This window comes from Nonomuraea sp. NPDC052129 (assembly GCF_040680095.1).
Lineage (GTDB): Bacteria > Actinomycetota > Actinomycetes > Streptosporangiales > Streptosporangiaceae > Nonomuraea.
This window is the reverse complement of sequence record NZ_JBFAVX010000002.1, coordinates 291,036-317,639: the sequence shown is the minus strand read 5'-3', so window position 1 is coordinate 317,639 and position 26,604 is coordinate 291,036. Positions and strand designations below refer to the sequence as shown.

General features: G+C 69.5%; 24 protein-coding genes. 11 read left to right on the top strand and 13 right to left on the bottom strand.

The features are described 5' to 3' along the window. Nucleotides 1-6: 6 nt before the first annotated feature. Nucleotides 7-699 carry a FadR/GntR family transcriptional regulator gene (locus AB0L53_RS06325; protein ID WP_357948014.1) on the bottom strand — a complete coding sequence of 231 codons (693 nt, stop codon included), beginning with the start codon at nucleotides 697-699 and terminating at the stop codon, nucleotides 7-9. A gap of 185 nt (nucleotides 700-884) precedes the next feature. On the opposite strand from AB0L53_RS06325, the gene AB0L53_RS06320 reads away from it, so the two are divergent. Then, complete coding sequence (locus AB0L53_RS06320) at nucleotides 885-3,305, top strand: glycoside hydrolase family 95 protein (RefSeq protein ID WP_363991152.1); 2,421 nt, start codon at nucleotides 885-887, stop codon at nucleotides 3,303-3,305. On the opposite strand, the gene AB0L53_RS06315 is transcribed toward AB0L53_RS06320, so the two are convergent. After that, complete coding sequence (locus tag AB0L53_RS06315) at nucleotides 3,281-4,402, bottom strand: FCD domain-containing protein (RefSeq protein WP_363991149.1); 1,122 nt, start codon at nucleotides 4,400-4,402, stop codon at nucleotides 3,281-3,283. The genes AB0L53_RS06320 and AB0L53_RS06315 overlap by 25 nt on opposite strands. 142 nt (nucleotides 4,403-4,544) lie before the next feature. Here AB0L53_RS06315 and AB0L53_RS06310 point away from each other — a divergent pair, with 142 nt between their 5' ends. The 7 genes from AB0L53_RS06310 to AB0L53_RS06280 all read left to right on the top strand — a co-directional run bounded on the left by AB0L53_RS06310 (nucleotide 4,545) and on the right by AB0L53_RS06280 (nucleotide 12,948). Beyond that, entirely contained in the window at nucleotides 4,545-5,816 is a 1,272-nt protein-coding gene (locus AB0L53_RS06310; protein ID WP_363991147.1) for an extracellular solute-binding protein, read from the top strand. Next, nucleotides 5,813-6,742 (top strand): sugar ABC transporter permease, encoded by a 930-nt coding sequence (locus AB0L53_RS06305; RefSeq protein WP_363991144.1) that lies wholly within the window; start codon nucleotides 5,813-5,815, stop codon nucleotides 6,740-6,742. Before AB0L53_RS06310 ends, AB0L53_RS06305 begins: the two co-directional genes overlap by 4 nt. Continuing rightward, nucleotides 6,739-7,545: a carbohydrate ABC transporter permease gene (locus tag AB0L53_RS06300; protein WP_363991141.1), complete on the top strand. Its 807-nt coding sequence runs from the start codon at nucleotides 6,739-6,741 to the stop codon at nucleotides 7,543-7,545. The genes AB0L53_RS06305 and AB0L53_RS06300 overlap by 4 nt, the downstream gene beginning before the upstream one ends. Nucleotide 7,546: 1 nt before the next feature. After that, nucleotides 7,547-9,451, top strand: coding sequence for a hypothetical protein (locus AB0L53_RS06295; RefSeq protein WP_363991138.1), 1,905 nt, complete (start codon nucleotides 7,547-7,549; stop codon nucleotides 9,449-9,451). Between the two features lie 114 nt (nucleotides 9,452-9,565). Next, nucleotides 9,566-10,330 (top strand): hypothetical protein, encoded by a 765-nt coding sequence (locus tag AB0L53_RS06290; protein WP_363991135.1) that lies wholly within the window; start codon nucleotides 9,566-9,568, stop codon nucleotides 10,328-10,330. A gap of 73 nt (nucleotides 10,331-10,403) precedes the next feature. After that, nucleotides 10,404-12,218: a right-handed parallel beta-helix repeat-containing protein gene (locus tag AB0L53_RS06285; RefSeq protein WP_363991132.1), complete on the top strand. Its 1,815-nt coding sequence runs from the start codon at nucleotides 10,404-10,406 to the stop codon at nucleotides 12,216-12,218. 532 nt (nucleotides 12,219-12,750) lie between these two features. Continuing rightward, nucleotides 12,751-12,948 carry a hypothetical protein gene (locus tag AB0L53_RS06280; RefSeq protein WP_363991130.1) on the top strand — a complete coding sequence of 66 codons (198 nt, stop codon included), beginning with the start codon at nucleotides 12,751-12,753 and terminating at the stop codon, nucleotides 12,946-12,948. A 58-nt stretch (nucleotides 12,949-13,006) separates the two neighbouring features. Here AB0L53_RS06280 and AB0L53_RS06275 read toward each other — a convergent pair whose 3' ends face one another. The 3 genes from AB0L53_RS06275 to AB0L53_RS06265 are packed head-to-tail and all read right to left on the bottom strand — an operon-like array spanning nucleotide 13,007 to nucleotide 15,378. After that, entirely contained in the window at nucleotides 13,007-13,462 is a 456-nt protein-coding gene (locus AB0L53_RS06275) for a GNAT family N-acetyltransferase (protein WP_363991127.1), read from the bottom strand. Nucleotides 13,463-13,513: 51 nt separating this feature from the next. Continuing rightward, nucleotides 13,514-14,176 (bottom strand): response regulator transcription factor, encoded by a 663-nt coding sequence (locus AB0L53_RS06270; protein ID WP_363991124.1) that lies wholly within the window; start codon nucleotides 14,174-14,176, stop codon nucleotides 13,514-13,516. Further along, on the bottom strand, nucleotides 14,173-15,378 hold the full coding sequence (locus AB0L53_RS06265) for a histidine kinase (protein WP_363991122.1): 1,206 nt from the start codon (nucleotides 15,376-15,378) through the stop codon (nucleotides 14,173-14,175). The genes AB0L53_RS06270 and AB0L53_RS06265 overlap by 4 nt, the downstream gene beginning before the upstream one ends. A gap of 215 nt (nucleotides 15,379-15,593) precedes the next feature. Here AB0L53_RS06265 and AB0L53_RS06260 point away from each other — a divergent pair, with 215 nt between their 5' ends. Further along, on the top strand, nucleotides 15,594-16,577 hold the full coding sequence (locus AB0L53_RS06260; protein ID WP_363991120.1) for an MASE1 domain-containing protein: 984 nt from the start codon (nucleotides 15,594-15,596) through the stop codon (nucleotides 16,575-16,577). A 35-nt stretch (nucleotides 16,578-16,612) separates the two neighbouring features. Here AB0L53_RS06260 and AB0L53_RS06255 read toward each other — a convergent pair whose 3' ends face one another. The 4 genes from AB0L53_RS06255 to AB0L53_RS06240 form a co-directional block, all read right to left on the bottom strand. After that, nucleotides 16,613-18,454, bottom strand: a complete 1,842-nt coding sequence (locus tag AB0L53_RS06255) for a rhamnogalacturonan lyase (protein ID WP_363991118.1) — start codon at nucleotides 18,452-18,454, stop codon at nucleotides 16,613-16,615. Between the two features lie 21 nt (nucleotides 18,455-18,475). Further along, a complete protein-coding gene (locus AB0L53_RS06250) occupies nucleotides 18,476-19,435 on the bottom strand; it encodes an arabinan endo-1,5-alpha-L-arabinosidase (RefSeq protein ID WP_363991116.1) in 960 nt (319 codons plus the stop codon). A 239-nt stretch (nucleotides 19,436-19,674) separates the two neighbouring features. Beyond that, on the bottom strand, nucleotides 19,675-20,670 hold the full coding sequence (locus tag AB0L53_RS06245; RefSeq protein ID WP_363991113.1) for a CU044_5270 family protein: 996 nt from the start codon (nucleotides 20,668-20,670) through the stop codon (nucleotides 19,675-19,677). 2 nt (nucleotides 20,671-20,672) lie between these two features. Beyond that, the gene (locus tag AB0L53_RS06240; RefSeq protein ID WP_363991111.1) at nucleotides 20,673-21,239 is read right to left on the bottom strand and encodes a sigma-70 family RNA polymerase sigma factor; all 567 of its coding nucleotides are present in this window, start codon (nucleotides 21,237-21,239) and stop codon (nucleotides 20,673-20,675) included. Between the two features lie 117 nt (nucleotides 21,240-21,356). On the opposite strand from AB0L53_RS06240, the gene AB0L53_RS06235 reads away from it, so the two are divergent. Next, a complete protein-coding gene (locus AB0L53_RS06235) occupies nucleotides 21,357-22,031 on the top strand; it encodes an MOSC domain-containing protein (RefSeq protein WP_363991108.1) in 675 nt (224 codons plus the stop codon). Between the two features lie 4 nt (nucleotides 22,032-22,035). On the opposite strand, the gene AB0L53_RS06230 is transcribed toward AB0L53_RS06235, so the two are convergent. From AB0L53_RS06230 to AB0L53_RS06220, 3 genes are read right to left on the bottom strand one after another with little or no spacing between them, the layout of a single operon-like run. Continuing rightward, nucleotides 22,036-23,148: a tetratricopeptide repeat protein gene (locus tag AB0L53_RS06230; protein ID WP_363991105.1), complete on the bottom strand. Its 1,113-nt coding sequence runs from the start codon at nucleotides 23,146-23,148 to the stop codon at nucleotides 22,036-22,038. Between the two features lie 24 nt (nucleotides 23,149-23,172). After that, entirely contained in the window at nucleotides 23,173-23,994 is an 822-nt protein-coding gene (locus AB0L53_RS06225) for a hypothetical protein (protein WP_363991102.1), read from the bottom strand. 2 nt (nucleotides 23,995-23,996) lie between these two features. Continuing rightward, complete coding sequence (locus AB0L53_RS06220) at nucleotides 23,997-24,296, bottom strand: hypothetical protein (RefSeq protein WP_363991099.1); 300 nt, start codon at nucleotides 24,294-24,296, stop codon at nucleotides 23,997-23,999. Nucleotides 24,297-24,492: 196 nt separating this feature from the next. On the opposite strand from AB0L53_RS06220, the gene AB0L53_RS06215 reads away from it, so the two are divergent. Continuing rightward, the gene (locus tag AB0L53_RS06215; RefSeq protein ID WP_363991097.1) at nucleotides 24,493-24,873 is read left to right on the top strand and encodes a YbaB/EbfC family nucleoid-associated protein; all 381 of its coding nucleotides are present in this window, start codon (nucleotides 24,493-24,495) and stop codon (nucleotides 24,871-24,873) included. Nucleotides 24,874-24,984: 111 nt separating this feature from the next. On the opposite strand, the gene AB0L53_RS06210 is transcribed toward AB0L53_RS06215, so the two are convergent. After that, nucleotides 24,985-26,313 carry a GH1 family beta-glucosidase gene (locus tag AB0L53_RS06210; RefSeq protein ID WP_363991095.1) on the bottom strand — a complete coding sequence of 443 codons (1,329 nt, stop codon included), beginning with the start codon at nucleotides 26,311-26,313 and terminating at the stop codon, nucleotides 24,985-24,987. Nucleotides 26,314-26,604: the final 291 nt, after the last annotated feature.

Below are 26,604 nucleotides of genomic sequence, written 5' to 3'. Positions count from 1 at the left end.
TGCCGGTCATCGCGGCGGCTCGGTGGCGAGGACGAGGCGGAACCAGCTCTCGGTCGTGCTGACGTGCATCAGCGCCGCCGCCTGGGCCAGCGGGGCGTCCCGCGCGGCCAGAGCGTCGTAGATCGCCTGGTGTTCGGCCAGCGTGCGGTCCGCGCTGCCCGCCACCACGCTCCCGCGCCACACGCGCATCCGCGTCGTCCGGCCGGAGATGCCGTCGAGCAGCGTGCACAGCGTCTCGTTGCCGGTCGCGGCCACGACCGCGCGGTGGAAGGCGGCGTCGAAGTGGTTGAGCTTCTCCACGTCACCGCTGACCTCCCGCATCGCCGCCAGCTGCTCTTCGATGACCGCCAGCTGGGCGTCGGACACCCGGGTGGCGGCCAGCGCCGTGGCGACCGGTTCGAACAGCCGCCGGGTCTCGATGACCTCCATGAGCGTGTCGTCACGCAGCAGCTCGATGGCGATCCCGAGCCCTTCGAGCAGGAGCGCCGGCTCCAGGCTGGTGACGTACGTGCCGTCGCCCCTGCGCACGTCGAGGACGCGCGCGACGACCAGCGCCTTGACGGCCTCGCGCAGCGGGTTGCGCGAGACGCCGAGCTGGGCGGCGAGCTGCGGTTCTGGCGGCAGCCGCGAGCCGGGCGGCAGGTCTCCGGACTGGATGAGCTGCCGGATCCGGGCGATGGCCTCGTCTGTCAGGGACATCTGATCCTCTCGTTCGCCAGCTGGAATCTAACAAACGTCCCATGTTCTGGCCAGCCCTATGCGCCGGACCTGGGGAACTAGACAGCGGATGACGATCGAGCGTACTAATACATCCCACGTCCGCCTTGGCCCATCCGCGTTAACCACCGCGCAACAACCTCCGCGAAAGCGAAACAAGAGGAGTAATGGTGACCCACGGCTACACACGCAGGGGCGTGCTCGCGACCGGGCTGGGAGCCGCCGCCGGATCCCTGCTCACGAGCGGCATCGCCGCAGAACCCGCGCGGGCCGAGCCGTCCGCGCGGGACAACCCCCTCACTCTTTGGTACGGCAAGCCTGCCGCCGCCTGGCTGGAGGCGTTACCGGTCGGCTGCGGGCGGCTCGGCGCCATGGTCTTCGGCGGCGTGGCGACCGAACGTCTCCAGCTCAACGAGGACAGCATCTGGGCCGGTGGCCCGCACAATTACGACAGCCCCGAGGCGCTGGCCGCCCTCCCGCAGATCAGGCAGCTGGTCTGGGAGGACAAGTGGCAGGCGGCGCAGAACCTGGCCGACCAGAAGTTCCTCGGCCGGCCCAGCGAGCAGGCTCCCTACCAGGTGCTCGGCGACCTCACGCTGACGTTCCCGGGGTCGGCGGAATTCACCGAATACCGCCGCGAACTCGACCTGACCCGCGCCGTCACCACGGTCACCTACGTCCGGGACGGCATCCGCCACACGCGCGAGGTCTTCGCCAGCAACCCCGACCAGCTCATCGTCGTCCGTCACACGGCCGACAAACCGGGCGCGGTGACGTTCCAGGCGGTCTTCTCCAGCGCGCAGAGCTCCACGACGGCCGCGGCCGGCCGGGCCACGATCGCGCTCGACGGGGTCAGCGGCGACACCCAGGGCATGAAGGGCGAGGTGCGCTTCCAGGCCCTGGCCAGGGCCGAGGCGAAGGGCGGGACGGTCCGCACCGACAGCGGCACGCTGGTGGTGGAGGGCGCCGACGAGGTCACGCTGCTGATCTCCATGGGCTCCAGTTACCGGAACTTCAAGGACGTCGGCGGCGACCCGGCCCAGGTGGCGGAGCGGCATCTGAAGCGGGCGAGCGGGCGGCCGTACGAGGTGCTGGCGCATCGGCACGTACGGGACTATCAGCGGTTGTTCGGGCGGGTGGCGATCGACCTGGGCACCTCGGAAGCGGTCGCGCTGCCGACCGACGAGCGCATCGCCCGCAAGCAGCTCGACACCGACCCGCAGCTCGCGGCGCTGTACTTCCAGTACGGCCGCTACCTGCTGATCTCCAGCTCCCGCTCCCCCGGCTACGCGGCCAACCTGCAGGGCATCTGGAACGACTCGCTCACCCCCGCGTGGGAGTCGAAGTACACCATCAACATCAACTGCGAGATGAACTACTGGCCGGCCGCGCCGGCCAACCTCACCGAGTGCATGGAGCCGCTGTTCGACCTGATCAAGGACCTGGCCGAGTCGGGGGCCAAGACTGCCAAGACGCAGTACGGCGCGGGTGGCTGGGTGGCCCACCACAACACCGACGGCTGGCGCGGAACCGCGCCCGTCGACTTCGCCTTCTACGGCGTGTGGCCGAGCGGCGGCGCGTGGCTCTGCCTGACGATGTGGGAGCACTACCTGTACACGGGCGACGAGCGGCGGCTGCGCGAGCACTTCCCGCTGATCAAGGGCTCGGTCCAGTTCTTCCTGGACACGCTGCAGACCGACCCCAGGACCGGCTACCTGGTGACCAACCCCTCGCACTCCCCCGAGGTCGGCCACCACGAGGACGGCGGCGAGAACGTCAGCATCTGCGCCGGTCCCACCATGGACATGCAGATCCTGCGGGACCTGTTCGGCGCGTTCGAGGAGGCCTCGACGATCCTGCGGCTGGAGGAGGGCATGCGGGAGCAGGTGAAGCAGGCCCGCTCCCGGCTGGTGCCCACCCAGGTGGGTCACCTCGGCCAGATCCAGGAGTGGCAGGAGGACTACCGGGGCGACGCCGCGTTGTCGCGCAGCCGGCACATCTCCCATCTGTGGGGCCTGTTCCCGAGCCACCAGATCGACCCGCGTCTGTCCCCCGAGCTGGCCACGGCCGCCCGCCGGACGCTGGAGCTGCGGGGGGAGGCGGGGGCGGGCTGGTCGCTGGCCTGGAAGATCAACTTCTGGGCTCGGCTGCTGGACGCGCCCGAGGCGTACAAGCGGCTGAGCAACCTGCTGCTGCCCGCCAGGACCGCACCCAACATGTTCGACCTGCATCCGCCGTTCCAGATCGACGGCAACTTCGGCGGGACCTCGGGGATCACCGAGATGCTGCTGCAGAGCCACGGCGACCAGGTCCACCTGCTGCCGGCGCTGCCCTCGGTCTGGCCGGCCGGGTCATTCCGCGGGCTGCGGGCCAGAGGCGGGTTCGAGATCGACCTGGAGTGGAGCGGCGGGGCCGTACGGCGCGGGAAGATCCGCTCGGATCTGGGGCGGAAGCTCACGCTGCGCACCGCGAAGGAGGTCACGGTGACCGAGCACGGCAGGCCGGTCAAGGCCGAACGGCCGGAGCCGGGGGTGATCGTCTTCGACACCCGGCGCGGCGGGGTCTACGAGGTGGCCGCGTCCGCCTGAGCGCCCGCCTGAGGGTCGGCCTGGAGATCTGCCTGACCAGGCCGGGTGCGGGGCGGGGTGCGGGACGCCTCGCCCCTGGCGTGGGCGGCGAACAGGCGGGCCGCCTCGTCCGGGTCGCCGGAGGCCAGCGCCGCCACCAGGTCGTCGTGGTGGCCCGCCATCGCGCCCCAATCGCCACCGTAGAGCGGGTTGCCGACCACGTGCAGGCTCCACAGGTTGGACTCGATGGTCCGCCACAGCCGCAGCAGGAAGGAGTTGCCGCAGGCGGCGCAGACGCGCCGGTGGAAGGCCAGGTCGGCGTCCCGGAAGGCGCCGATGTCGCCGTCGCCCGCCGCCCGCCGCATCGCCTGCACGTCGGCGGTCAGCTGCCGCAGGGTCTCGGGCCGGACGCGGGTGGCGGCCTCGCGGGCGGCGTACTCCTCCAGCAGCACCCGGATGTCGCGGACCTCGCGGGCCTGCTCGTCGGAGATCTCCGCGACGTAGCTGCCCCGGTTGGGATAGGAGATGACCAGGCCCTCGTGTGCCAGCCGCTTGATCGCCTCCCTGGCCGGGGCCTGGCTGGTGCCGACCCGGCGGGCGATCTCCGACTCCACCAGCCGCTGCCCCGCCACCAGCTCACCGGCGACGATCCAGCCGCGCAGCAGCTCGTAGACCCGGTCGGACAGCAGTTCCCTGGGCACCAGCCGGGCCGCGGGCGGCGCGACCTGCTGCTCCTGCCAGATGCGCGCCACCGTGGACTGCGAGAGGCCGAGCTGCCTGGCCATCGTGCGCGTCGAAGGGAGGGCCGGCCCGGTGGCCGCGGCGGCGATCACCCGTTCGGCCTCCTGCCGCTCCGCGGTGCGCGGGCGGCCGGGGCGCGGGGCGTCGGCCAGGCCGTCGAGGCCGCGTTCGACGAACCGGTCGCGCCACTTGGCCACGGTCGCGGGGCTCACCGCGAGCCGCGCCGCGATCTCGTTGCGGGGCAGGCCCTCGGCGCAGGCGAGCACGATGCGGCTGCGCAGGCGCAGGCTTTCACCGACCCCCTCCGCCCACGCCCGCAGGGCGGCCAGCTCCTCCGCGCCCAGCACCAGCCGCTTGCCGTCCTCGCGTCCAGCCATCCGCCCATCCTAACGTATTTATGACTCAGGCAATCCGCTCGTAACCTATTTACGTGGCTCTTGACGAGTCTATGTGGCCTACGTATTAAATAATCGTTAATCGAGTGACGACCCATTAAAAGGCGTCTCCCCTGGAGGTGCGATGCGCTCCCCACGTCCAACCCACGCCCTGACCGCGCTCGGCGGCCTGCTCCTGCTCGCCGGCTGCGGCGGGGGCGGCTTCGCCGGCGGCTCGCAGGCGCAGCAGAGCGAGGGGGGCCAGGTCACCGTACGGATGCTGGTCAACATCACCCCGAACCTCACCCAGGCGTACTGGGACGGGCTGGTCAAGCCGTTCGAGCAGGCCAACCCCGGCATCGACGTCAAGATCGAGGCGCCGACAGGCAAGGGCGTGGCCGACACGCTGCCCCAGCAACTCGCCGCGGGCAACGCCCCCGACGTGATCGAGACGCTGACGGCCGACGAGACGCTCTCCAAGCAGATGCTCGACCTGACCGACCAGCCGTGGGCGAAGGACACGCCGCTGGTCAAGGAGGCGAGCCTGAACGGCAAGGTCTACACGGTCGGCGTCGGCGTACAGGCGCAGTCGCTGGTCTTCTACAACAAGGCCACGTTCGAGAAGGCCGGGATCGACAAGCCGCCGACCACGCTCGACGAGTTCGACACGGTCATGGGCAAGCTCAAGGCGGCCGGGACGCTGCCGCTGCAGACCGGCGGCGAGTTCCTGACCGGGCTCCAGTTGCTGCAGCTGTCCAGCCCGTCGCGCGCCCAGGCCCACCCCACCTGGCAGCAGGACATCAAGGCGGGCAAGCTCAAGGCGGGCGAGTCGCTGCTGCCGTTCCTGGAGCGCTACCGCACCTGGATCGACAAGGGCTACGTCGACAAGAACGCCCTGGGCATGAAGTACGCCGACGCCGAGACCGCCTTCCTGTCCGGCAAGTCGGCGATGTACGTCATGGGCAGCTGGTTCACCGCCGCCGAGGCCAAGTCCAAGAAGGACTTCGAAGTCGGCGTCTTCCCCGCCCCGGTCGACAAGGGCCTGAGCTACCCGGGCCCGCAGGGCGCCACGATGGCGGCCCCGTACATGATCCTCAAGTCCACCCCGCAGAAGGACGCGGCGGTCAAGCTGGTGAAGTGGCTCGTCACCGACCCGGCGGCGGTCAAGAGCCAGCTCAAGCAGGACGGCAACTTCCGCAGCGGCGTGGAGCGCGAGTTCACCCCGCTGGAGAAGCAGGTGCAGCAGATCCTCGACGGCGCCCCCTCCGGGGTCCCGCAGGGTGAGGGCTACGGCGACGCGACCCTGCCCAAGGGCTTCAACGCCGCCTGGAACACCGAGGTCCAGGGCCTGTACGTGGGCAAGTCGCCCAAGGAAGTGGCCGAGGGCGTGGACCGCTGGCTGGCCGGCCGTTCATGACGCTCACCCGGGAAGCACCCCTCATCACCACTCCGGTCGTGCGGCGCAAACCCAGAACGCGCGACGGCTGGGTCACCGCGATCATGGTCGCCCCCGCCACCGTCCTCTACACCGTGATGCTGATCATCCCGGTCGGCCTGGCCCTCTACCTGAGCCTGACCGACTGGGACGGCTTCAGCGCCAACCCCGCCTTCGTCGGCGCCGCCAACTACGTCAATCTCCTGGACGACCCCGAGCTGCGCCGCGCCGCCCTGGTCACCCTGCTGGTCGCGGCGGCGGGCACGGCCGGGCTCAACCTCCTGGGTCTCGGCTTCGCCCTCCTGGTGAACGGCGTCTCCAGGGCGAACACGTTCTTCCGGATCGTGCTGTTCTATCCGCACGTGCTCAGCGCCCTCGTGGTCGGCTTCCTCTGGTCGGCGATCCTCGGCACCACCGGCGCGGTCAACAACCTGGTGACCACCTGGGGCGGCGAGGTGCTGCCGTTCCTGTCCGACCCGACGTGGGCCACGATCACCATGATCGCGGTGCTGGTGTGGGCGGGGTTCGGCGTCAACGTGGTGCTGTACCTGGCCGGGCTGCAGGCCGTGCCACACTCCCTGATCGAGGCGGCGCGCATCGACGGCGCGACCCGCCTCCAGGTGTTCAGGAACGTGACGCTGCCCGCCCTGGGCCCGTCCGTGACGGTCAACATCGTGCTGTCGCTGGTGACGCTGCTCAAGACGTACGACCTGGTGGTGTCGCTGACGGCGGGCGGCCCGGCCGGTCAGACGCAGACCGTCGCCTACCTCATCCTGTGGAACTCCTTCCACGACGCCCGCCTCGGCTTCGGCTCGGCGCAGTCGGTGCTGCTCATGCTGGTGACGGCGGCGCTGGCGTTCGTGGTGACCCGGCTGCGCAGGCGCGGCGAGCTGGCGGTGCACCAGTGAGAAAGCCCTTCCTCTGGGCGACCGTCGCCTTCATGCTCATCCCCCTGTACGTGCTGACCGTCAACGCCTTCAAGGGCCAGCAGGACATCCTGGCCAACCCGTTCGGCCTGGGGGGCCTCACGCTGGAGCCCCTGGGCCGGGCGCTGACGAACCCGCAGTTCAACGTGGTCAAGGGGTACGCGGTCACGCTGCTGTTCGTGGTGGCGGTCAACCTGCTCTCGGTGGTGCTGGCCGCGCCCGCGGCCTACGTGATCGCGCGCAGCCCGAAGCGTCGCTTCCGGGTGCTGATGCTGTTCTTCCTGGCCGGGACGTTCATCCCAGGGCAGGTGCTGGTCATCCCGGTGGTCTACGTACTCAAGACGCTCGGGCTGATGGGGACGATCCGCGGGTTCGTGCTGTTCGAGACCGTGCTCACGCTGCCCTTCTCGATCTTCCTGTACGCGGGATACATCGCCACCGTCCCGGCCGTGCTCGACCAGGCGGCGGCGGTGGACGGGGCCGGGCGGCTGCGGACGTTCTGGCAGATCGTCTTCCCGCTGATGCGGCCCGCGGTCGCCACGATGGTCATCCTCAACACCTTCTCGGTGTGGAACGACTTCGTGAACCCGCAGATCATCCTGGGCCCCGGCAGCGGCCTGTACACGGTGACCACCGGCGTCTACGCGGCGGTCAGCCAGTACTCCACCGACTACACGGTGGTCTTCCCGACGCTGCTGCTGGCCATCGCCCCCCTGCTGGTCTTCTTCGTCTTCATGCAACGGCACATCATCAGCGGCCTCACCGCCGGGGCCACGAAAGGTTGACATGCGGGAGATCACCGCGACTGTCCCTCTTGGCGCGCCGCCCGCCTGGGCGGTGCTCGAACGCCGGCTGTTCGACGCCCTCGACGAGGCGTGGCGCGCCTTCGCAGCCCGCTACTGCGGGCCCGACGGCCGGCTCATCTACCACGGCGCCACCGAGGACCGGGACGGCGCCGACGACTTCTACGAGGCGTTCTTCAACTGGCCGACGCTCTACCAGCTCGGCGGCGCCGACGACCTGCTCGACGCGACCAAGCACCACTGGGAGGGCGTGACCGCGCAGCTCACCGAGCTCGGCTACCTGGTGGACGAGTTCGAGCGCGGCTACGACTGGTTCCACCAAGGCGAATCACTGCTGCTGTTCTACGGCATCTGCGCCGCAGACCCGCGCGACGAGCGCTTCCGCGAGCGGTCCCGCCGCTTCGCCGAGCTCTACCTGCCCGGCTCGGCCAACTACGACGCCGATCTCGACCTCATCCGCGCCCCGCACAACGGCGCGGGCGGCCCCCGCTACGGCATGCAGCGGGAATGGGCCTCCTATCACGCGGGTCTGACCAGCATGCGACCGTACGGCCTGCCATTGCGCGACCTGCCGGGGATCACGACCTGGGCGGACCTGGCCGACCCCGGCAACGCCGCCCGCATGGGCGCCGCGATGAACGAGCGGATCGGCCGCGGCGACGTGGCGGTCAACCTGGCCGCCACCAGCCTGGCCGTCAACGCCTGGCTGTACGACGGCGACGACCGCTACCGCGACTGGGCGCTGCGCTACATCGGCGCCTGGCAGGAGCGGGCCGCCGCCAACGACGGCGTGCTCCCCGACAACGTCGGCCCGTCGGGCAAGGTCGGCGAGCTGCACGGCGGGCGGTGGTACGGCGGCAACTACGGCTGGCAGTGGCCGCACGGCCTCTACAGCGTCGGCGCCGCCGCGGCCGTCGCCGCGGTCAACGCCCACCTGCTGACCGGCGACGACGCCATGCTCGCCATCGGCCGCGACCCCCTGGAGAGCGTGTACGCCCACGCCAGGCAGGCGAGCGTGACCGGCACGGAGATGAGCACCAGCGACCGGTGGCTGGCCGAGCTGGGCGAGGAGGCCGGGCAGCCCACCATGCTGGTGCCCAACCGGCACGACGACGGCGGCTGGTTCGACTTCCAGCCGCCGCAGCTCGGCCTGCCCGTCTGGCTGTGGCAGGCGAGCCGGTCCGCCGAGGACGCCGACCGGCTGGACCGGCTGCGCGCGGCCTCGGGCTATGACTGGACCACGGTGCACCCGTTCCGCAACAAGGAGGAGGCCGGGCACGAGGCGCCCTGGCTGGAGTACCTGCGCGGCGCCAACCCCGGCTTCCCCGAGGCCATGCTGGCCACCGCGCTCGGCCAGGTGCAGCGGCGGATGGAGCTCATCGACGCCGACCAGGCGGACCTGGCCACCGTCCACGTGCACCACTGGCAGCGGCTCAACCCGGTGCTCACCGAGGCGCTGCTGCAGCTGGTCACGGGTACGCCGCAGGTCCTCTACAACGGCGGGCTGCTGCCGACGCGGCTGGCCTACTTCGACGCCGACCGCCACCGCCCCGGCCTGCCCGCCGACGTGGCCGCGCTGGTCGACTCGGTACGGCCCGACGGCGTCCGCGTCGAGCTGGTCAACCTCGGGCTGAGCCGGACCCGCCGGGTCGTGGTGCAGGCGGGCGCGTTCGGCGAGCACGACATCGACCGGGCGGTGGTGACCGGGGCCGAGCCCGGTTATCCGGGCGATCCGCGCGCCTACACCGCTCCCCCGATCAGTGAGGCCGAGCGGGAGGTGGCGGTGGGCGGTCCGCGACTGGTCGTGGAGCTGCCTCCCGGCCGCCGCATCCGGCTCGACCTGCACACGACGGCGCGCGTCCGCACCCCGTCGCACCAGCACTACTGACCCGTACCTCTCGCCGTACCGAGCCTCTCGCCGTACCGAGACCTGGGCCGAGCCCTGCCGAGTCACGGGCCGCCCTACCCCGAGCCGCACCGAGCCCTTCTACCGAGGAGTTTCATGGACGACCCCATCTGGGACCTTCCCGTTCGCGGGCCGCTGCCCGCCGAACCCGATCCCGCCCTCGTGGCCGGGCTGTCCCGGATCAGCTCGGCCACCGCCTGCGCGAAACTGCACGCCCAGGGCATCCGGCGGACCTTCGTCGAGGGACCGCTTCCGCTGGCGCGGGGGCAGAAGATCGCCGGCCGGGTCCGGACGCTGCAGTTCATGCCGCAGCGCGAGGACATCGCTTCGGGCCTCGGCCAGGAGTACGTCGAGCGGCACACCGCGCTGTGGGCGGTCCTGGAGGAGGTGCGGCCCGGCGACGTGCTCGTCGTCCAGGCGTACGGCAGCGCCTACACCGGCTGCTTCGGCGACATGCTGGTCCGCTACTTCAAGCGCAAGGGCGGCGCGGGCATCGTCGTGGACGGCCGGATCAGGGACCTGCCCCGAGTCGCCGAGCTGGACGTGCCGATCTGGTCCACGGGCGCGACCCCGCACTACGCCTCGCAGGCGGAGCTGTTCCCGTGGGCCTATGACGTGCCGGTCGCCGTCGGCGGGGCGCTCGCGCTCCCCGGTGACCTGCTCGTCGCCGACGACGACGGCGCCGTGGTGGTACCGCGCCGCCGGGCCGAGTCGGTGATCGAAGCCGCCGCCGAACACGAGCAGTGGGAGCGCTACAGCCGCGCCCGCATCGAGGACGGCGGCGCCCTGTCGGACTACTACCCCCTAACCCCCCAAACCCGCGCCGAGTACGAGCAGTGGCGGGAAGCAAAGGAGAGCTAGTGATCAGGTCCTTGGGCGGGGTCGTCCAGACCCGCGCCGAGTGCAAGTGGTGGCGGGAAGCGAAGGAGAGCCAGTGATCTTCAGATCCTTGGGCGCGGTCGTCTTACTGCTGGGCAGCCTGACCGCACCGACGACGGCAGCGGCGGCGAAGGCCACGTGCGACTACTACGTGTCCCCCACGGGCGGAGACCGGGCCGACGGCAGTGCCCAGCGCCCGTGGAAGTCCATCGAGCAGGCCCGCGACCAGCTGCGAGCCAAGAAGAAGCACCAGCAGTGCGACATCGTGGTCAACGTCAAGACCGGTGACTACGTCGTCGACAAGACGATCACCTTCACCGAGGCCGACTCCGGCGAGAACGGCCACAAGATCACCTACCGCAGCGCCGACGGCCCCGGCAAGGCCAGGCTGCTCGGCGCCAAGCCGCTGACCGGCTGGCAGAAGTACAACGACACCATCTACAAGACCAAGGTCGACCGCAGCTTCTACACCCTCTTCGAGGACGGCAAGCGCGCCACGACCGCCCGCTACCCGAACAGGACCAGCGACGACCTGTGGTCGCCGTATCTGTTCTCGGTGACGCCCGAGGCGGAATACCAGGCCGTGCACAACTGGCTCTTCTTCGACGCCAAGGACATCCCGAAGGAGTGGGACGCCGACTTCGACAAGAACGCCCAGATGGTCGTCTGGTCCGGCGGGTCGTGGAGCTGGTTCACCGACACCGTGCCGCTCGGCGGGGCCGACTTCCGCAAGAACTTCTTCACGCTCAACCACGACGCCCGCTTCACCCTGGTCAACAGCCGCAGTGGCTCGCGCTACTTCCTGCAGAACACCCTGCGCTTCCTGGACCAGCCGGGCGAGTATTACTTCGACTTCGCCAACAGCGAGGTCTACTACTGGCCCAAGGGCTCGATCGACAAGGTCATGGCCCCCACCGTCAAGACGATCATCTCGCTGGCCGGGTCCTCCCCCGACCGGCGCGTCCAGAACCTCGCCTTCGACGGGCTGCAGCTGCAGTACTCCGACTTCGTCGACTGGTATCGCTATGCCTGGAACGCCCCGGGCGACTCGGGCTACGAGCACAAGTACCCGATCTACGACCGGCAGATCGAGATGCCGCGCAACAGGTTCGGCATGATCACCGTGACGAACTCCCGCGACATCGACCTGACCAGGCTGCACCTGTCCGACAGCGGCTTCACGGGCGTCTTCCTGCTCTTCGCCAACGAGCGGGTCAAGGTGTCGGACAGCCTGCTGGACAACCTCGGCGGCGACGGCATCAAGGTGGAGGGCGGCTACCCCGGCGAAGGTGATATCTCAGGACATCACACGATCACAAATAACTACATCTACCACGTCGGCGAGCTGGTCCCCGGCGACGCGGCCGGCATCGAGCTGATGAGCACGGGCAACAACACCGTCAGCAACATCGTCGTCAAGCACAGCGCCCGCTACGGCATCAGCCTTGAGGTCCGCCCAGAGATCAAGAACGAGGACAACTACGCCCGCAACAACAAGTTCTCCTACATCCGCCTGGAGGAGACCGGCCTCGACAGCGGCGACATGGGCGCCTTCTACACCTATGGCGTGCACAACGTCGAGCCGCACCCGATCGACAACTACGTCACGCAGATGGTGATCGGCGACGTCATCAACGACCCCGCCGGGCAGATGCCGGACTCCGGCACCCGCGGTGTGCACATGGACGCGGGAGGGTGCGGCTTCGCCATCTCCAACGTTGAGGTGGGCAAGGTCAGCGACGACAAGTACCAGGCGTACAAGTGCAACGAGGTCACCAACGCCAACTGGGCGGACGGCTTCGACACCTCGAAGATGGAGTACGACAAGATCGGTGTGACGAGCGCGTTCCCGTACCCGATCCCCAGCTGAGCGCGTTCCCTTAACCGGTCGCGAACTGAGCGCGTTCCCTCAACCGATCGTGAACTGAGCGCGTTCTCTTCAACCGATCGCGAACCGGACGACGACCGGTGGAGCCGGGCCCCGCGGCGATTGCCGCGGGGCCCGTTCCCATAGCGCCGCGATATGCGCGAATGGTATGCCCCTTGCTGATCGGCCCCGTCATACCGTGACGGCACCCCCCGATCCGAGGAGCTTCCATGATCCCTTACCGCCCGTCGGCGGCGGGCGCGGTGCTCGCGATCATCGCTCTCGCACTCACCGCGCCCCCGCCACGGCCGCCCCCGCGCAGGCCGTCCCCAGAAAGGTCGTACAGGCGGCCACGGTGGAACCGCCGGCAAGGGGCGCCGGGCGAAAGGTCCCGGTCTGGTGCGTGGACGAGCGGGCCAACACCGTCGTGCTGTCGGCTTCCCGGTGACGACTACCCCTGGGTCGCGGTCAACTCACCACCTTCTTCCAGCCGGTCAACGAGATCCTCAACGCGTACGGGCTCACGCTGTCCACTGTGAGCACCCAGTGCGCGGGCCACCCGAACCACCACTTCAACGAGCTGACGGCCCACCAGGGCAGCTTCGGCAACCTCATCCCCGACGCTGGGATCTACCCGCCGAACGGCTTCACCTCCGCCGGCGCCGGCACGCACACCGCCTGCATGGACGGATCCGGCACCACCCTCAAATCCTTGACCACCAGCCCCGCCTAGCCGAGACGCTCCGGGGCCGCCACCGGAGACCGGTCGGCGGCCCCGGGGCGCCACCGATCTACAGCATTCTGGTCATGAACGCGCTGTTCGGGTCGGGCCGGTAGTGCGCGAACGGCTCGCAGTACGCGAACCCGAACTTCTCGTACAGCTTCCTAGCCGGCAGGAAGAACTCGTCGGAGCCGGTCTCAAGGCTGAGCCGGGTGAGGCCCATGCGCGTGGCCTCGGCGATGATGTGCCCCAGCAGCAGGGACGCCACCCCGCTGCGCTGGCGCACCGGCCGGGTGCGCATCGACTTCACCTCGGCGTGGTCCGCGTCCAGCCGCTTGATCGCGCCGCAGCCGACCAGGGTGTCTCCGTCGACGACCGTCCAGAACGTCACCTCGGGCGCGCGGAGCGCGTCGAGGTCGAGGGCGTGCTTGCTCTCCAGCGGCGTGATCGATCGCATCTGCTGGAGATGCTCATCGAGGAACGCGGCGATCTCCGGACCGGAGAGGTCGTCTACGGCGATCTTCATGGACTCGGCCCCCTTCTTATCCCCGAATGGGCGGTTCGGAGATTACCAGGGCTAACGGGAGGCAGGTCTGACCAGGCCGCAGTCGTAGGACAGGACGATCACCTGGGCGCGGCTGGTCAGTCCCAGCTTGGCCATCAGGCGGTTGAGGTGGGTCTTGACGGTGCCCTCGCTCACCGACAGCCGCTCGGCGATCTCCTTGTTGGACAGGGCGTGCCCGACCAGGCCGAGCACCTCGGTCTCTCGGCTGGTCAGGCGGTCGAGGGCCGGTGGCGGGGTCTCGACGGCCGGCGGCGGGTCGACGAACGCCTCGATCAGCCGCTTGGTGGCGACCGGGGCCAGCAGGATGTCGCCAGAGACGACCGTGTGGATGGCGGCGATCAGGCGTTCGGGCGGCGTGTCCTTGAGCAGGAAGCCGCTGGCGCCCAGCCGCAGCGCGTTGAAGACATATTCGTCCAGGTCGAACGTGGTGAGGATGAGCACCTTGGGCGGCGCCCCCTGGGCGGCGGCCAGGATCCGCTCGGTGGCCGTGATGCCGTTGATGCCCGGCATCCGGATGTCCATCAGGATCACCTCGGGCTTGACCGCGGCGGCCAGGCGCACCGCCTCCTCACCGTCGACGGCCTCGCCCACCACCTCCAGGCCCGCCGCGCGCAGCAACGCGGCCAGACCGGCACGGATGAGCACCTGATCGTCGACCACGAGCACTCTGATCATGAGCTCGCTTCTTGAGGCTGATCGTCGGACGGGGACAGCGGGAAGATCGCCAGCACCTCGAATCCGCCCAGCGGCAGCGGCCCTGCGTTGATCTTTCCCTGATAAAGCCTGACACGTTCGGTCATGCCGATCAATCCGTGACCACGAGAACGGGAGCTCCCGGTGGCCGCGGCGCCGTCGTTGGTCACGCGAAGGGCCAGCGTGGCCGGGCCGTACGTCACCCGGATCTCCACCCGGGCGCGACCGGCGTGTTTCAGCACGTTGGTCAGGGACTCCTGGACGATGCGGTAGGCGCACATGTCCAGGCCGGGCGGCAGCGGCCTGAACTCACCCTCGACGATCACCGTGAGCGGCAGACCGGCCGCGCGGATCCGCTCCGCCAGGGGTTCGAGGCTCTGCAGGCCGGGGGCCGTGGAGTAGAGCCCTTCGTCCTCGTCGTCGGCCTCGATGCGCAGGATCGACAGCAGCCGCCGCATTTCGGCCAGCGCCTCGTGGCTGGTGTCGGCGATGACCCCCAGCGTGGCGTGCGCGGTGGCCGGGTCGGACAGGGCGACGTAGCGGCCGAGCCCCGCCTGTACGGAGATGACCGACATGTGATGGGCGACGACGTCGTGCAGCTCGCGGGCGATCCGTACCCGTTCGTGGGTGACGGCGCGGCGGGCGGCGGCGTCCTGCTCCCGGTGGAGCTGGTCGGCCAGCACGGCGAGCTGCCGGGTACGTTCGGCCAGCAACCGCGTGCTCGTGCCCGCCCCCACGGTGTAGGCCACCACCAGGAGCGACTGCCCTAACGCCGACCACAGCGCGACGTCGGGCTGGCGGACCGACGCCTGCGTCCACTCCGTCACGATCAGCGCCGCCCCGGCCAGGGTGAACGCCCAGGACCGGTGGGCGGCGACGGTGTAGAGCGTCACCAGCGGCCCCATGCTGTTGAGCCCGAGGTGGTAGCCCAGCATGTGGTAGACCAGCGCCGCCCCGGTGGAGACCACCAGGACGGCGACGGGCGCCCGCCTGCGCAGTGCCACCGGCGCGTTCACCAGCACGGTCAGGGACAGGGACAACGTGTCCGGGGGCCGCCCCTTGCCCGGGTCGTACATCTCCCACAGCCAGGTCCCGACGACCAGCGCCAGGGCCAGGGCGCCGTCGAGGAGCAGGGGGTTGACCGCGGACACTCGGCGGACGAGCGATGCGGCGCTGATGGGCATCCGCCACGCTAACTCCAGGACCGGCCGTTACGCATCTACCTGGGGTTTACCTCGGCTGCCGCGGAAGTTGCAGCCCAGCTCGCGCCTGAAACCCCGGCGGGCCCGCGCCGCACGTCGCGTGCGCGAGAAGCCCGTCCAGCGGTCTGTGACCCCCGGCCCATCCGTAGCAGAATGTCATGGGGGCAGTTTTCGCAGGTGAGAGGGAGTGAGGCGGCGTGCTGAACAATATTCGGCCCCGCTCATATGCCGTGAACGGCTTGCGGATGCTTGCCGTCGCAGGCGCCTATTTCGCAGCTGCGAAGGTGGGATTGGCGCAGGAGTTGGTCGGCGGGCAGGTCACGCCGCTCTGGCCGCCGACGGGCATCGCGCTGGCCTGTCTGCTTCTCATGGGCATTCGAGTCTGGCCCGGTATCACTCTCGGTGCGTTCCTGGTCAACCTGATGCTCGGACCGTCGTTGCTCGCGGTCGCGGCGATCTCCGTGGGGAACACCCTCGCTCCGGTGTGCGCTTACCTCCTGCTCGTTCGCGCGCGTTTCTGCATCGAGCTGGATCGGTTGCGGGACGCGCTGGCGCTGGTATTCCTCGGCGCCTTGACCGCGATGCTGATCAGCTCGACGGTGGGCAGTGGCGTGCTCCTGCTCGCCGGCGCGCTGCGAAGCGGTGACTTCTGGCCGACGTGGTCGGTGTGGTGGACGGGCGACGCGATGGGCGTGCTCGTAGTAACGCCCATTCTGCTGGTGCTGCGCACATCCCGGGCTCCGTGGGACGCTCGTCTGTCCCGTTGGGGCGAGGCTGTGGCCCTGGCCGTGGGCACGCTCCTCATCACGGTGATGGCGACGGTGAGCTCTGTCAACCTGCTCTTCCTCGTCTTCCCGTTCCTGATCTGGGCCGCCCTGCGTTTCCAGCTGGCGGGCGCCGCGGCATGCGCGCTGATCGTGTCGACAGTCGCGATCGTCGCGGCCGCGCATGGTTCGGGCCCGTTCGCCGAACATGGCCTCTTCCTCAACATGGTCACCCTGCAAGCGTTCAACGGGGCCGCGTCGCTGACCGCCCTACTGCTGGCAGCGATCATCGCGGAGCGAAATCAAGCCCATGAGAGGCTCGAGCACATCTGTGCGCGCCTTAGTGAGGTCGCGGACCGGGTCGACCGGGAACGGACCGCGGCCCAGCGGTTGCCACCACCCGAACCCGAGGTATGACACGAAAGCGGCTGAGTCGCTTATGTCATGAGAATCTAGCGCGCGTAGACGTTCGGCTGGGCCGGGGTGGACATGCCGTTCCCGATGAAGTAGCTCGGGTGCGGCGGCTGGTTGTAGGCGGTGTTCTGCCAGGCGATCGCCACCCGGTACATCGGGTCGTGCATGAGAGTCCACAGCCGCCGGGTCGTCACGGTGGGGGTGCTGTAGATCCGCAGCGCCGTCTCCGACGTCGTCGGCCAGACGACCTCCTCGCGCCAGTCGCCGAACAGGTCGGCCGACAGGGACGGGGTCGACTTGGTGCCGTTGTTGGCGTGCACGCCCGAACCGGTGAGCAGGCGGGTGTCGGCGCTGGTGCCGTACTTGTCGATGTGCGTGCCGTCGAGCAGCTCGCGGACCGGGTCTGCGTCCCACCAGATGAGGAAGTTGGTCGAGCCGGGCTTGCGGCCGATGTTCGCGCCGGAGGTGTTGAGCAGACCGGAGACGGCCGACGACCATGATTCGGCGCCCGCGCTGCCCGCGTACACGTCGCCGGACACGCCGCGCCCGTTGTCGCACCCGCAAGAGGGGTTCGTCCAGATGACGGCGCCGGTCCGGGCGTCGACCATCGAGGTGGCCGGCTGGTTGGTGTTCTCGTGCGGCTTGAACACCTCGAGGCCGGAGCGGGCCGGGATCAGGTCGCCGACGTGCAGCGCGTCACCGTGGAACAGCCGGGTGTTCCACAGCGGGCTGCCGTTGTCGTCGATCGCCTCAGAGCCGTAGATGATCTCGTCCCGGCCGTCGGCGTCGGCGTCCGCGATCGACAGCTGGTGGTTGCCCTGCCCCTCGTACTGGGAGCCGGACACGTTGGAGTCGAACGTCCATCGCTGGGTCAACGCGCCGCTGCGGAAGTCCCACGCGGCGATCACCGTACGCGTGTAGTAGCCCCGCGCCATGATCAGGCTGGGCCGCTGCCCGTCCAGGTAGGCCGTACCGGCCAGGAACCGGTCGACCCGGTTGCCATAGGAGTCGCCCCAGCTGGACACGGTCCCGCGCGGCGGGTTGTAGTTGACGGTGGACATGGCCGCCCCGGTCTGACCGTTGAACATGGTCAGGAATTCAGGCCCCGACAGGACGTATCCGGAGGAGTTCCGGTAGTCCGCGGACGCGGAGCCGATGACCCTGCCGCTGCCGTCCACACTCCCGTCGGCGGTCTTCATCGCGACCTCGGCCCTGCCGTCGCCGTCGTAGTCGTACACCTGGAACTGGGTGTAGTGCGCCCCCGCGCGGATGTTGCGGCCCAGGTCGATGCGCCACAGCCGGGTGCCGTTCAGCCGGTACGCGTCCACGTACACGTTGCCCGTGTAGCCGGACTGGGAGTTGTCCTTGGCGTTGGACGGATCCCACTTGAGCACGAACTCGTAGCGGCCGTCACCGTCCAGGTCGCCCACGCTCGCGTCGTTCGCGCTGTAGGTGTAGGCGACCCCGTCCGGCGTGGTGCCGCCGGCGGGCCGCTGGATCGGCACGTCCAGGTACCCGTTGGCGAACTGCGTCGCCGCCGCGGAGGGCGCCTGTTCCACCCCGCCGACCACCGCGCGCACGGTGTACGTGGAAGTCGCCGCGGCGCCGGAGTCCAGGTAGTTCGTCGAACTCGTGATGGGCGACGAGGTCAGCAGGGTCGAGCCGCGGTAGACGTTGAATCCCGTGCTCATGCTCTCGCTGCCGAGCAGCCGCCAGGACACCAGGTTGCCACTGCCGGAATGGACGCTGATCAGGCCGCGATCCAGGTTCTCCACCTGTCTGGCCGCGGCGGCCGAGGCGGTGCCGACGTTCATGGTCCCGGTCAGGGCGAGGATCACGGCGGTCACGAGAGAGAGGGAGCGCCTTCGCGCGGGAAGCATGCCTGCTCCTTTCGAACCTGATCAGTAGACGTAGGGCCAGCCCGCACTGTCGTAGGCGATGAGGTTGATCCCCAGCAGCGAGGCGCCGTTGTCGGCGTAATAGTGGTAGAAGAGGACGTCGGCGTCGCTGTCCGTGATCACCGCCTGATGTCCCGGCCCATGGATGCTGCCGTGCCCGGCGAGGACCTGCGTGCCGCCGCCGGAGGTCATGGCGGTGCCGTTGCGGTCCACGTACGGGCCGGTGACGCTGGTCGACCGGCCGACCATGATCCGATACGTGCTGGACGCGCCCCGGCAGCACAGGTCGAACGAGACCCACAGGTAGTAGTACGACCCGTGCCGGAAGATGAACGGCGCCTCCACGGCCGTGCTGGCGCCGGTACGCTGCGCGATCGAGTAGAGCGCGGTCCCGCTGCGCAGCCCGGTCGAGGAGTTGAGCGGGATCAGCTTGATGCCGGTCCAGAACGAGCCGAAGGACAGCCACCAGTTGCCGGCGGCGTCCGTGACCAGGTTGGGGTCGATCGCGTTGTAGCTGCTGGAGGAGGTCGTGGAGATGACCAGGCCCTGGTTGGCCCACGTACCCGAGGCGCCGGTGGCACTGGTGGCCAGGAAGATCGCCGAGTTGCGGGAGCCGAACGTGGAGGCGGCGTAGTACATGTAGTACTTGCCGTTGTGCCGGGAGATATCCGGCGCCCACAGGCTGGCACTGCCTCCGGTGTACGGGAGCGTCCACGACGCGCCACCGGGGAAGGCCACACCCGCGTCCCGCCAGGCCGTGCGGTCGGTGGACGTCTTGAGGGCGATGTTGTCGCCGGTATTGGCCAGGAGGTAGCCGCTCGACGTCTTCACCACCGCCGGATCGTGCACGCCGATGCTGCCGGTCACGTACCCGGGGTTGGGGTACGCCGCCGCACCGGCCGGGAGCACGGCGATCACCGCCGTGACCAGCATGGTCACTAGAGAGACGAGAAATCGCGCCATGTGCCACCTCGCTGTTATCGCTAACACTTGAGGGGATCGCCGGTGAGTCTTCTCGGCCGTACGGGGAGCGTCAAGGCGCGGGCTCGGGGCCTCCGGGTCTTGCCGGGTCAGCTCAGGTGTGGCCGGTGAAACGTTCACCAAGGGATCGCCGCGAAACGCGTGAAACGACCAGCGCTCCCCCGTACGCCACGGCGCACCAAGCGGGCAGCCACGCGTCCAGCAGGCGGGCCGTGTCACCGTCAGGGTCGTACTCCGGGCTTGTCGGTGATTCCGATGGCGAGGCGGACCAGGAGGGCATCGATCCTCCCCTTTTTGACCAGACGGGGGTCTGCGCCCGGGTAGTTGAAGTCGGCGATCGCGATGTCGCGCGCGCCCAGGTATGTGTAGGTGGTCCGGTCGAGCAGGATCTCGTGGCTCAACCAGCCGTCTTCGACGTAGCCGACGGCCAGCGCCGGACGTCCTGCGACGTCTACCGCGTCCGGGTTCACCGTCACCCCGGGGATCTTGGCCATTGCCTGGTAGACGGCGGCCTCCTGGGCCGGCGGGACGAGGTTGTTGTTGAGCAGGGAGCCGAGCAGGAGGTAGGCCCTGGCATGCCGCTGCTCCTGGAGTCCGCCGCCCAGGTTTCCATACATCCAGGCCAGGAGCGCGTCGGGATCCGTCGGCAGCGCCGCCACCGAGGCGTAGTCGACCGGTGGCATGGCGCCTCCGGTGGACGAGCGGACCAGCTTTCCGTCCTCGAACATGGCCACCACCTTGCCGTCGGCCCGCGTCCAAGCCCGATCCACCCTGGTCTTCAGCGGCGTCCCCGGGGTCAGCACCACGCTTGGGTCAGCCTGGTCGGGTCCCTGAATGCGCGTCTCGATGTAGACCCACTGGTTCGGGCGGGGCGCGGTGAAGGGCCGGTCCCGGGCGACGGCGGCCGCCTTGTGGAGCAGTACCTGCGCGTTGGCGGCCGGCAGCGCCAGGCCGGGGACGATCGGGCGCGGTGTGTCTCCTTCGGGGTTCCCGACGACGAACGCGACCGCCGTGATCGCGACGGCCAGCGCCCCCACCGCGAGGACGCGCCCGCCCGCGCGAGGCAGGCGGAAGCGGCGCGCACGCCGGGGAAGCGCCGCGGTCGCCTCCTGGAGAAGCGCGGCCCTGGCGGCGGAACAGGTGTCATGGGACGGCGGGACGGGCTCGGGCCAGGCCCGGCGCAGGGCGTCCAGATCGGCGTCGGGATGTTCGCTCATGATCAACTGTCCTTCCTGATGAGTGCCGGGTCCAGCGCGGCGCGGATCTTCGTCCGGGCCCGGTGGAGCCGGGACCGGACCGTGCCCGCCCGAACGCCGAGCGCCTTGCCCGCCTCTTCGGAGGTCAGGTCGGCCCAGGCGACCAGCAGCAGCACGTCGCGTTCCGCCGCGGGCAACTTGGCCAGCGCCGCCGCCAGCCAAGGGCGGTCCGCCAGCGAGGCGGCGATCCGGTCGGCGTGGTCCTCGCTGCTCTCCTCGACACCGGCCCTGGCCAGCGCGCGGTACTGCCGGACCTCGGCCCGGTGGTGGCGGGAGATCAGGTTCGAGGCGATCCCGTACAACCAGGGCCTGGCGTCCGGCCGGGACAGGTCGTAGGTGTCGCGCCGGCGGAACGCGATCAGGAATGTCTCGGCGGCGATGTCGTCGGCCAGGGGCCGGGGGAGCCGCCGCTCGGCATAACCGTGGATCGGCGCGTGGTAGCGGTCGAACAGCTCCGCGAAGCACTCCGGCTCCCGTAAGGACCGCTCGATGATCGCGGCGTCCTCCGCCCGCTCCGTCATCGGGGCCATGTCGTAGCTCTTCGAGTCATCGCCTGTCTTCCGTCGCGGGGGATCGGTCCCCCCTCCTTCACCGATCGCCCCAAAAGTGTTCGCTCCGTCTGCCCGGCCCGGAATAGCTTGGGGGCCATGAGACTTCTGTCGGTGAACGTCGGCCGCCCCATGCCCGTGGACTACACCGATGCCCCGGGCGGAATGACAGGCATCGACAAGCGCCCGGTGACGGGGCCGGTCCAGGTATCATCCGTCGGCCCCAAAGGAACGGCGGGCGGCGGCGTGGCGGGAGACGCCGTCTGCGACCGCCGCTTCCACGGCGGCGGTGACCGGGCGGTGTACGCGTTCGCGCGCGAGGACCTGGACGCCTGGCAGCAGGCACTCGGCCGTACGCTCGCCAACGGCGCCTTCGGCGAGAACCTCACCACATCCGGGCTGGACGTGGCCGAGGCGCTGATCGGGGAACGCTGGCAGGTGGGCTCCGACCTGGTGGTCGAGGTGACCGCCGGCCGGATTCCCTGCCGCACGTTCGCGGGGTGGGTCGGAGAGCAGGGCTGGATGAAACGGTTCATCAAGGTCGGCCGCACCGGCGCGCTGCTACGGGTGATCGCGCCGGGAGAGATCCGCGCGGGCGATCCGATCACCGTCGTCCGCCGTCCCGACCATGACATCACGGCGGCTCTGCTGCTCCGCGCCGCCACCACGGAGCGCCACCTGCTCCCGCGCACGCTGGCCGCCGCCGAGTGGATGGAGTCCGAGCTCCTGCGCGTTGCCCGTACATATACGGAGAAGTACGGGCAACGCAGCTGAACCCCTAAACCGCGGTCAATTCCTCCAGCTGGCCGGGAGTGGCGCCCAGGCGTTCGGCGTCGGGGCGCAGGGCGGCGATTTCGTCGGCGCGGCCCTCCTGGCGGAGCATGTCGGCATAGGAGTACACCGAGCTCAGCCAGCCCGCCGCGATGCTCTCCTTGAAGTGCTCCTCGGCGGCTCGGACGGCTCCATTGCCCAGGTAGATGAAGGCGAGCCGTCGGTGGGCGGCGTCCGATCCGTCTTCCACGGCCTGGTCGTAATGCCCCACCGCCTGGCCCACACGATCATGCGCGGCGAGGAATTCCGCGTAATAGTAATGGGCGCCCTCGTCACCGGCCTCCACGGCGGCCAGGAAATCGGCCTCCGCCGCCTCCGGATCGTCATGGTCGGCGAGGAAGTTCGCGCGGGCCACATGGGCGTCGGGCAGGCCCGCGTCGACCGCTCGATCATGCAGAGCGCGGGCCTCGTCGAGGTTGCCCAGCCGCGCTTCGGCGTCGGCGAGTTTCAGCAGGGCCGTGGAGCCGGACTGGTCCTCCAGTTCCAGTCCCCGCCGCAGCCACTCGGCAGCGGCCTCGGGGGCATCGCGGTCCAGCTCCATCCCGCCCAGGTTGCTGAACGCCAGAGCGTCCCCCTGCTCGGCGGCCTGGCGGAGCACATGTTCCGCCTCTTCGAGGCGGGAGTCGTCCTCGGCGAGGAAGGTGCCGTAGTCGTTCAGCGCGCCCTGCTCGCCGCGGTCAATCGCTTTCAGGTACCACTGTTCCGCCCGCTCGCGGTCGCCCACGGCGTCGGCCCAGATGGTCGCGGCCCGCAACGCTCCCACGGGGTGGCCCTGACCTGCGGCCTGCTCCATGAGCATGGCCGCCTCGGCGGGGCGTTCGGCCGCGACCAGGGTGTCGGAGAGCCAGCCGTAGGCGTCCGCCTCGCCCCCGGCAAGCGCCGCGCGGAGGACGCGCTCCGCCGCCGGGAAGTCGCCGAGGTGGAACAGCATCTCGCCCTGATATACCGCCGCTTCGGGCAGGCCCCCCTGGGCTGCCTGACCGTACAGGGCGGCCGCCTCCGCGTACTCCTCCGTCTCGGCCAGCTCGTCGGCATGGGTGATCAAGTCAGTGGTGTTCATCCGAACCTCCTCTCCGCGATCCTGCTATGACTGCTTCGGCTTCTTCGGCTTCTTGTTCGGGTTCTTCGGAATGTTCCGGCGGCCGCCGTGGGCTCCGGCGTTCTGATGGGCGTCGCTGGTCGATGGCGAGGAGCTGCTCGTGTGCGGGTTCCTGTTCTCCTGGTTGAGCGGCTGCTTCTTCTTCCCCCGGGTCGCGATACCGGGGTTCCCGTCGAGACGGTCGCCCTTGAAGGCGGGCGAACGCGTCGGAACGTTCCGGCCGCCCGCGCCGGCCAGCCTCGGGCCGCCGCCACCACCACCAGGGCGGCGCAGGTTCTGGACAACGCGGCGGAACGTCTCGGTGGCCCTCCTGCTGAGGGCCGGAGCCAGCCCCCTGCCGGTGCTTTCGCCACCCTCTCTGAGGATCTTCGCCATCATCCGCCGGGCGAAGAACATCTCCGCCGAGGCGAGCGAGCCGCCAAAGGGACCGCCGACCAGCAGGGCCCGCCCAACCTTCACGGCCGTGAAGGCGGCCTGCGTGCCCACGGCCACCTTCACGGCGGTCACCACCGCGGCGGCGCCATCGAGGGCCACAGGGGCGACCTTCGCCGCGGACGTGACCTGCGCGAGGTGGCCGTCGCCGTTTCCGGCCTCGCTCCAGTAGGCGGCAAGCGCGGTCCCCGACTCGCCCCCGTACACCTGCTGCGTCCGCCGGACCTGCGCGTCAGCCGCGGCCCCCGCCGGAACGGTTCCGGCGAGCACGGTACGCCAGGCGCTCGCGTCTTTCCTGATCTCGTCCTCGTCGACGTTCGGCCACGGTACGCCGAGGATCGCCAGCATCCCGCTCGCCTCGGGAGGAAGCGTCACACTCATGTCGTGCCATACATGCTGGCGGCGTCGGCCTCGCTCGCGTTCCTGGCCGCGGTACGCAGGCCGTCACCCGTTCCGCTGATCACCTCGGACAGGCCGCTCAGCGCCTCGACTCCGAACTGACTGCACTCGGCGTACGCGGAGGCGAACATGCCGATCAGGCCGACGTCGCCCCATGCGGAGGCGCCGTTGCCGCGTTCCTTGAGGCGCTGTACCGCGGCCTCGTAGTCCTCACTGTGCCCCTGTAGCCGGGAAGCGTCCTGACCAACCGCTCCCCAAGCGATCTCTAGCCCTGTCATCCGAGCGACACTAGCGGTAAACGATCAGGAAATTTACCAGTTTGCTGGCTTTCATTAGCATAGTCAGCTACCCACGTCAAGATCTGTCTAGACTTGACGGCTGCATCAGCATCCTCGACCGCCGGAATCCGATATGCCGACGATGCCCGCGCGCGAAGACGACCTCGAATGCGCTCTTCTCTAACCAGGAGGCAATGTGTACGGACCACATATGGACCCGGGCTACATCCGGGACAAGGACCTCGACGAGGCCGCCGATCATGGCGAGAGACTACTGGCGTGGGCGGAGAAGTCCGAGGACGCGATCGCCGAGATCGTCGGCCTCGGCGAAGGCCTTTCGGGCCGTGTCAAGGCGAAGGTAGGTCCAGACGGCCGGGTCCTGGAAGTCACCTACGACCCCCGCGCCATGAGACAGGACAGCCAGAGCCTCGCCGACGAGACCCTCGCGGCCGTACGGGCGGCGCGACTGCACGCCGAGCAGCAGACCAACGACCTCATGTGCGAGGCCCTGCCCGGCTTCGACCCCGTGGAGGCCCAGTCACAGCTTGAGCGACTACTGAAGGGGCAGTGGCAGTGATCTCTCGCCGCTGAGGTGCGATTACGGGGGCGCCGGGGAACCGGCATCCCCGGAACGCCACGGGGACCGTCGAGTCGGCCTCGCCCAAGGTCACCCGCTCGCGCGGCGGAATCACCCCAGGACGCCCTCGCGGATGCGGGCCGCGTACCAGAGGGCGGAGTCCTTCGGGGTGCGCCGCTGAGTGTCGAAGTCCACGTGGACGAGGCCGAACCGCTGCCCGTACCCGTGGGCCCATTCGAAGTTGTCCAGCAGGGACCAGGCGAAGTAGCCCTTGAGCGGGACGCCACTGTTCACCGCCTCGGCGCAGGCGTTGATGTGGCGTTCCAGGTAGTCGATGCGGTCCGGATCGTGCACGGCGCCGTCCTCGCTCACCTCGTCGGCGAAGGCCGCGCCGTTCTCGGTGATGTAGAGGTCGATGGCCGGGTAGTCCTTGTGCAGCCGCTGGAGGAGGCGCAGCAGGCCGTTCTCGTCGATCTCCCAGTTCATCGTGGTGCGCTTGCGGCCGCCGTCCACCCAGCGGACGTTCTCCGCGCCGATCCACGGCGTACTGCCGGAGGGTACGGGCTCGCCGGCCGCCACCAGGGCGGGGGAATAGTAGTTGACCCCGAGCATGTCGATCTTACGGGAGATGAGGGCCAGGTCCCCGTCCAGGACGTGGGAGAAGTCGCTGTGGGGCGCCAGGTCGCGGACGACGTCCTCGGGGTAGGAGCCGCGCAGCACCGGGTCGATGAACAACCGGTTCTGGATGCCGTCTATCCGGCGGGCGGCGTCCGCGTCCGCCTCCGACTCCGTGGCGGGCGTCACGTGCGACATATTCAACGTGATGCCGATATTTCCGGACAAGATGGGGACGGCTAGGCCGTGGCCGAGCAGCAGGTGGTGTACCGCCTTGACGGCCTCGGACGGCTCCTGGTGTCCCGGCGCGTGCTCCCCGTTGGCGTATCCGAGCAGCCCGGAGCACCACGGCTCGTTCAACGTCGTCCAGTTCGCCACCCGATCACGCAATGCCGTATGCACAATGTCGGCATATTCCGCGAACCGATAGGCCGTGTCCCGGTTGGGCCACCCGCCCGCGTCCTCCAAGTACTGCGGCAGGTCCCAGTGGTAGAGCGTCGGCCACGGGGTGATGCCGTGCTCCAACAGCGTGTCGACCAGGCGGCGGTAGAAGTCGAGGCCCTTCTGGTTGACCACCCCGCGCTCCGGCACGATGCGCGGCCACGCGACGGAGAACCGGTACGCCCGCAACCCCAGCTCCGCCATCAGCCGCACGTCGTCGGCGTAACGGTGGTAGTGATCGCAGGCAACGTCACCGTTCTCGGCGCCCCGCACCTTGCCGGGGACGCGACTGAAGGTGTCCCAGATGGACGTCCCCCGGCCGTCCTCCGCGAACGCGCCCTCGATCTGATAGCTGGACGTCGCCGCGCCCCAGAGAAAACTCATGCCCTGACGGCCCTCTCCATGATGCCGCCGAGGTGATCCGGCGGCGCAATCCGCTAAAGGTCGTGACCACCGGCACGATCGTCCCGCCCGCAACGGCCGTCGAGCCGGCGATCTGTTGAGCTGTCGCCGCCGCCGCAGGCGACCTCGGCGTCCGGTGCGCGGTCGCGGCTCTCTTGGGAACACACCTGACCTGTGCCGATCGGCGCCTCAACCGCCTGGGAGCGCTCCCATAGACGGTAGACCATCACCTGTCCTGGAGAGAAGAGGGCCGATGGGTTGGATATTTACCAC

Bases quoted from the DNA above. Each gene is read 5' to 3' on its own strand.
- AB0L53_RS06265 (WP_363991122.1), bottom strand. From the start codon at position 15,378: ATGCCCATCAGCGCCGCATCGCTCGTCCGCCGAGTGTCCGCGGTCAAC.
- AB0L53_RS06310 (WP_363991147.1), top strand. From the start codon at position 4,545: ATGCGCTCCCCACGTCCAACCCACGCCCTGACCGCGCTCGGCGGCCTG.
- AB0L53_RS06220 (WP_363991099.1), bottom strand. From the start codon at position 24,296: ATGACAGGGCTAGAGATCGCTTGGGGAGCGGTTGGTCAGGACGCTTCC.
- AB0L53_RS06235 (WP_363991108.1), top strand. From the start codon at position 21,357: ATGAGACTTCTGTCGGTGAACGTCGGCCGCCCCATGCCCGTGGACTAC.
- AB0L53_RS06270 (WP_363991124.1), bottom strand. From the start codon at position 14,176: ATGATCAGAGTGCTCGTGGTCGACGATCAGGTGCTCATCCGTGCCGGT.
- AB0L53_RS06325 (WP_357948014.1), bottom strand. From the start codon at position 699: ATGTCCCTGACAGACGAGGCCATCGCCCGGATCCGGCAGCTCATCCAG.
- AB0L53_RS06210 (WP_363991095.1), bottom strand. From the start codon at position 26,313: ATGAGTTTTCTCTGGGGCGCGGCGACGTCCAGCTATCAGATCGAGGGC.
- AB0L53_RS06315 (WP_363991149.1), bottom strand. From the start codon at position 4,402: ATGGCTGGACGCGAGGACGGCAAGCGGCTGGTGCTGGGCGCGGAGGAG.
- AB0L53_RS06255 (WP_363991118.1), bottom strand. From the start codon at position 18,454: ATGCTTCCCGCGCGAAGGCGCTCCCTCTCTCTCGTGACCGCCGTGATC.
- AB0L53_RS06275 (WP_363991127.1), bottom strand. From the start codon at position 13,462: ATGAAGATCGCCGTAGACGACCTCTCCGGTCCGGAGATCGCCGCGTTC.
- AB0L53_RS06320 (WP_363991152.1), top strand. From the start codon at position 885: ATGGTGACCCACGGCTACACACGCAGGGGCGTGCTCGCGACCGGGCTG.
- AB0L53_RS06245 (WP_363991113.1), bottom strand. From the start codon at position 20,670: ATGAGCGAACATCCCGACGCCGATCTGGACGCCCTGCGCCGGGCCTGG.
- AB0L53_RS06230 (WP_363991105.1), bottom strand. From the start codon at position 23,148: ATGAACACCACTGACTTGATCACCCATGCCGACGAGCTGGCCGAGACG.
- AB0L53_RS06305 (WP_363991144.1), top strand. From the start codon at position 5,813: ATGACGCTCACCCGGGAAGCACCCCTCATCACCACTCCGGTCGTGCGG.
- AB0L53_RS06295 (WP_363991138.1), top strand. From the start codon at position 7,547: ATGCGGGAGATCACCGCGACTGTCCCTCTTGGCGCGCCGCCCGCCTGG.
- AB0L53_RS06290 (WP_363991135.1), top strand. From the start codon at position 9,566: ATGGACGACCCCATCTGGGACCTTCCCGTTCGCGGGCCGCTGCCCGCC.
- AB0L53_RS06250 (WP_363991116.1), bottom strand. From the start codon at position 19,435: ATGGCGCGATTTCTCGTCTCTCTAGTGACCATGCTGGTCACGGCGGTG.
- AB0L53_RS06240 (WP_363991111.1), bottom strand. From the start codon at position 21,239: ATGGCCCCGATGACGGAGCGGGCGGAGGACGCCGCGATCATCGAGCGG.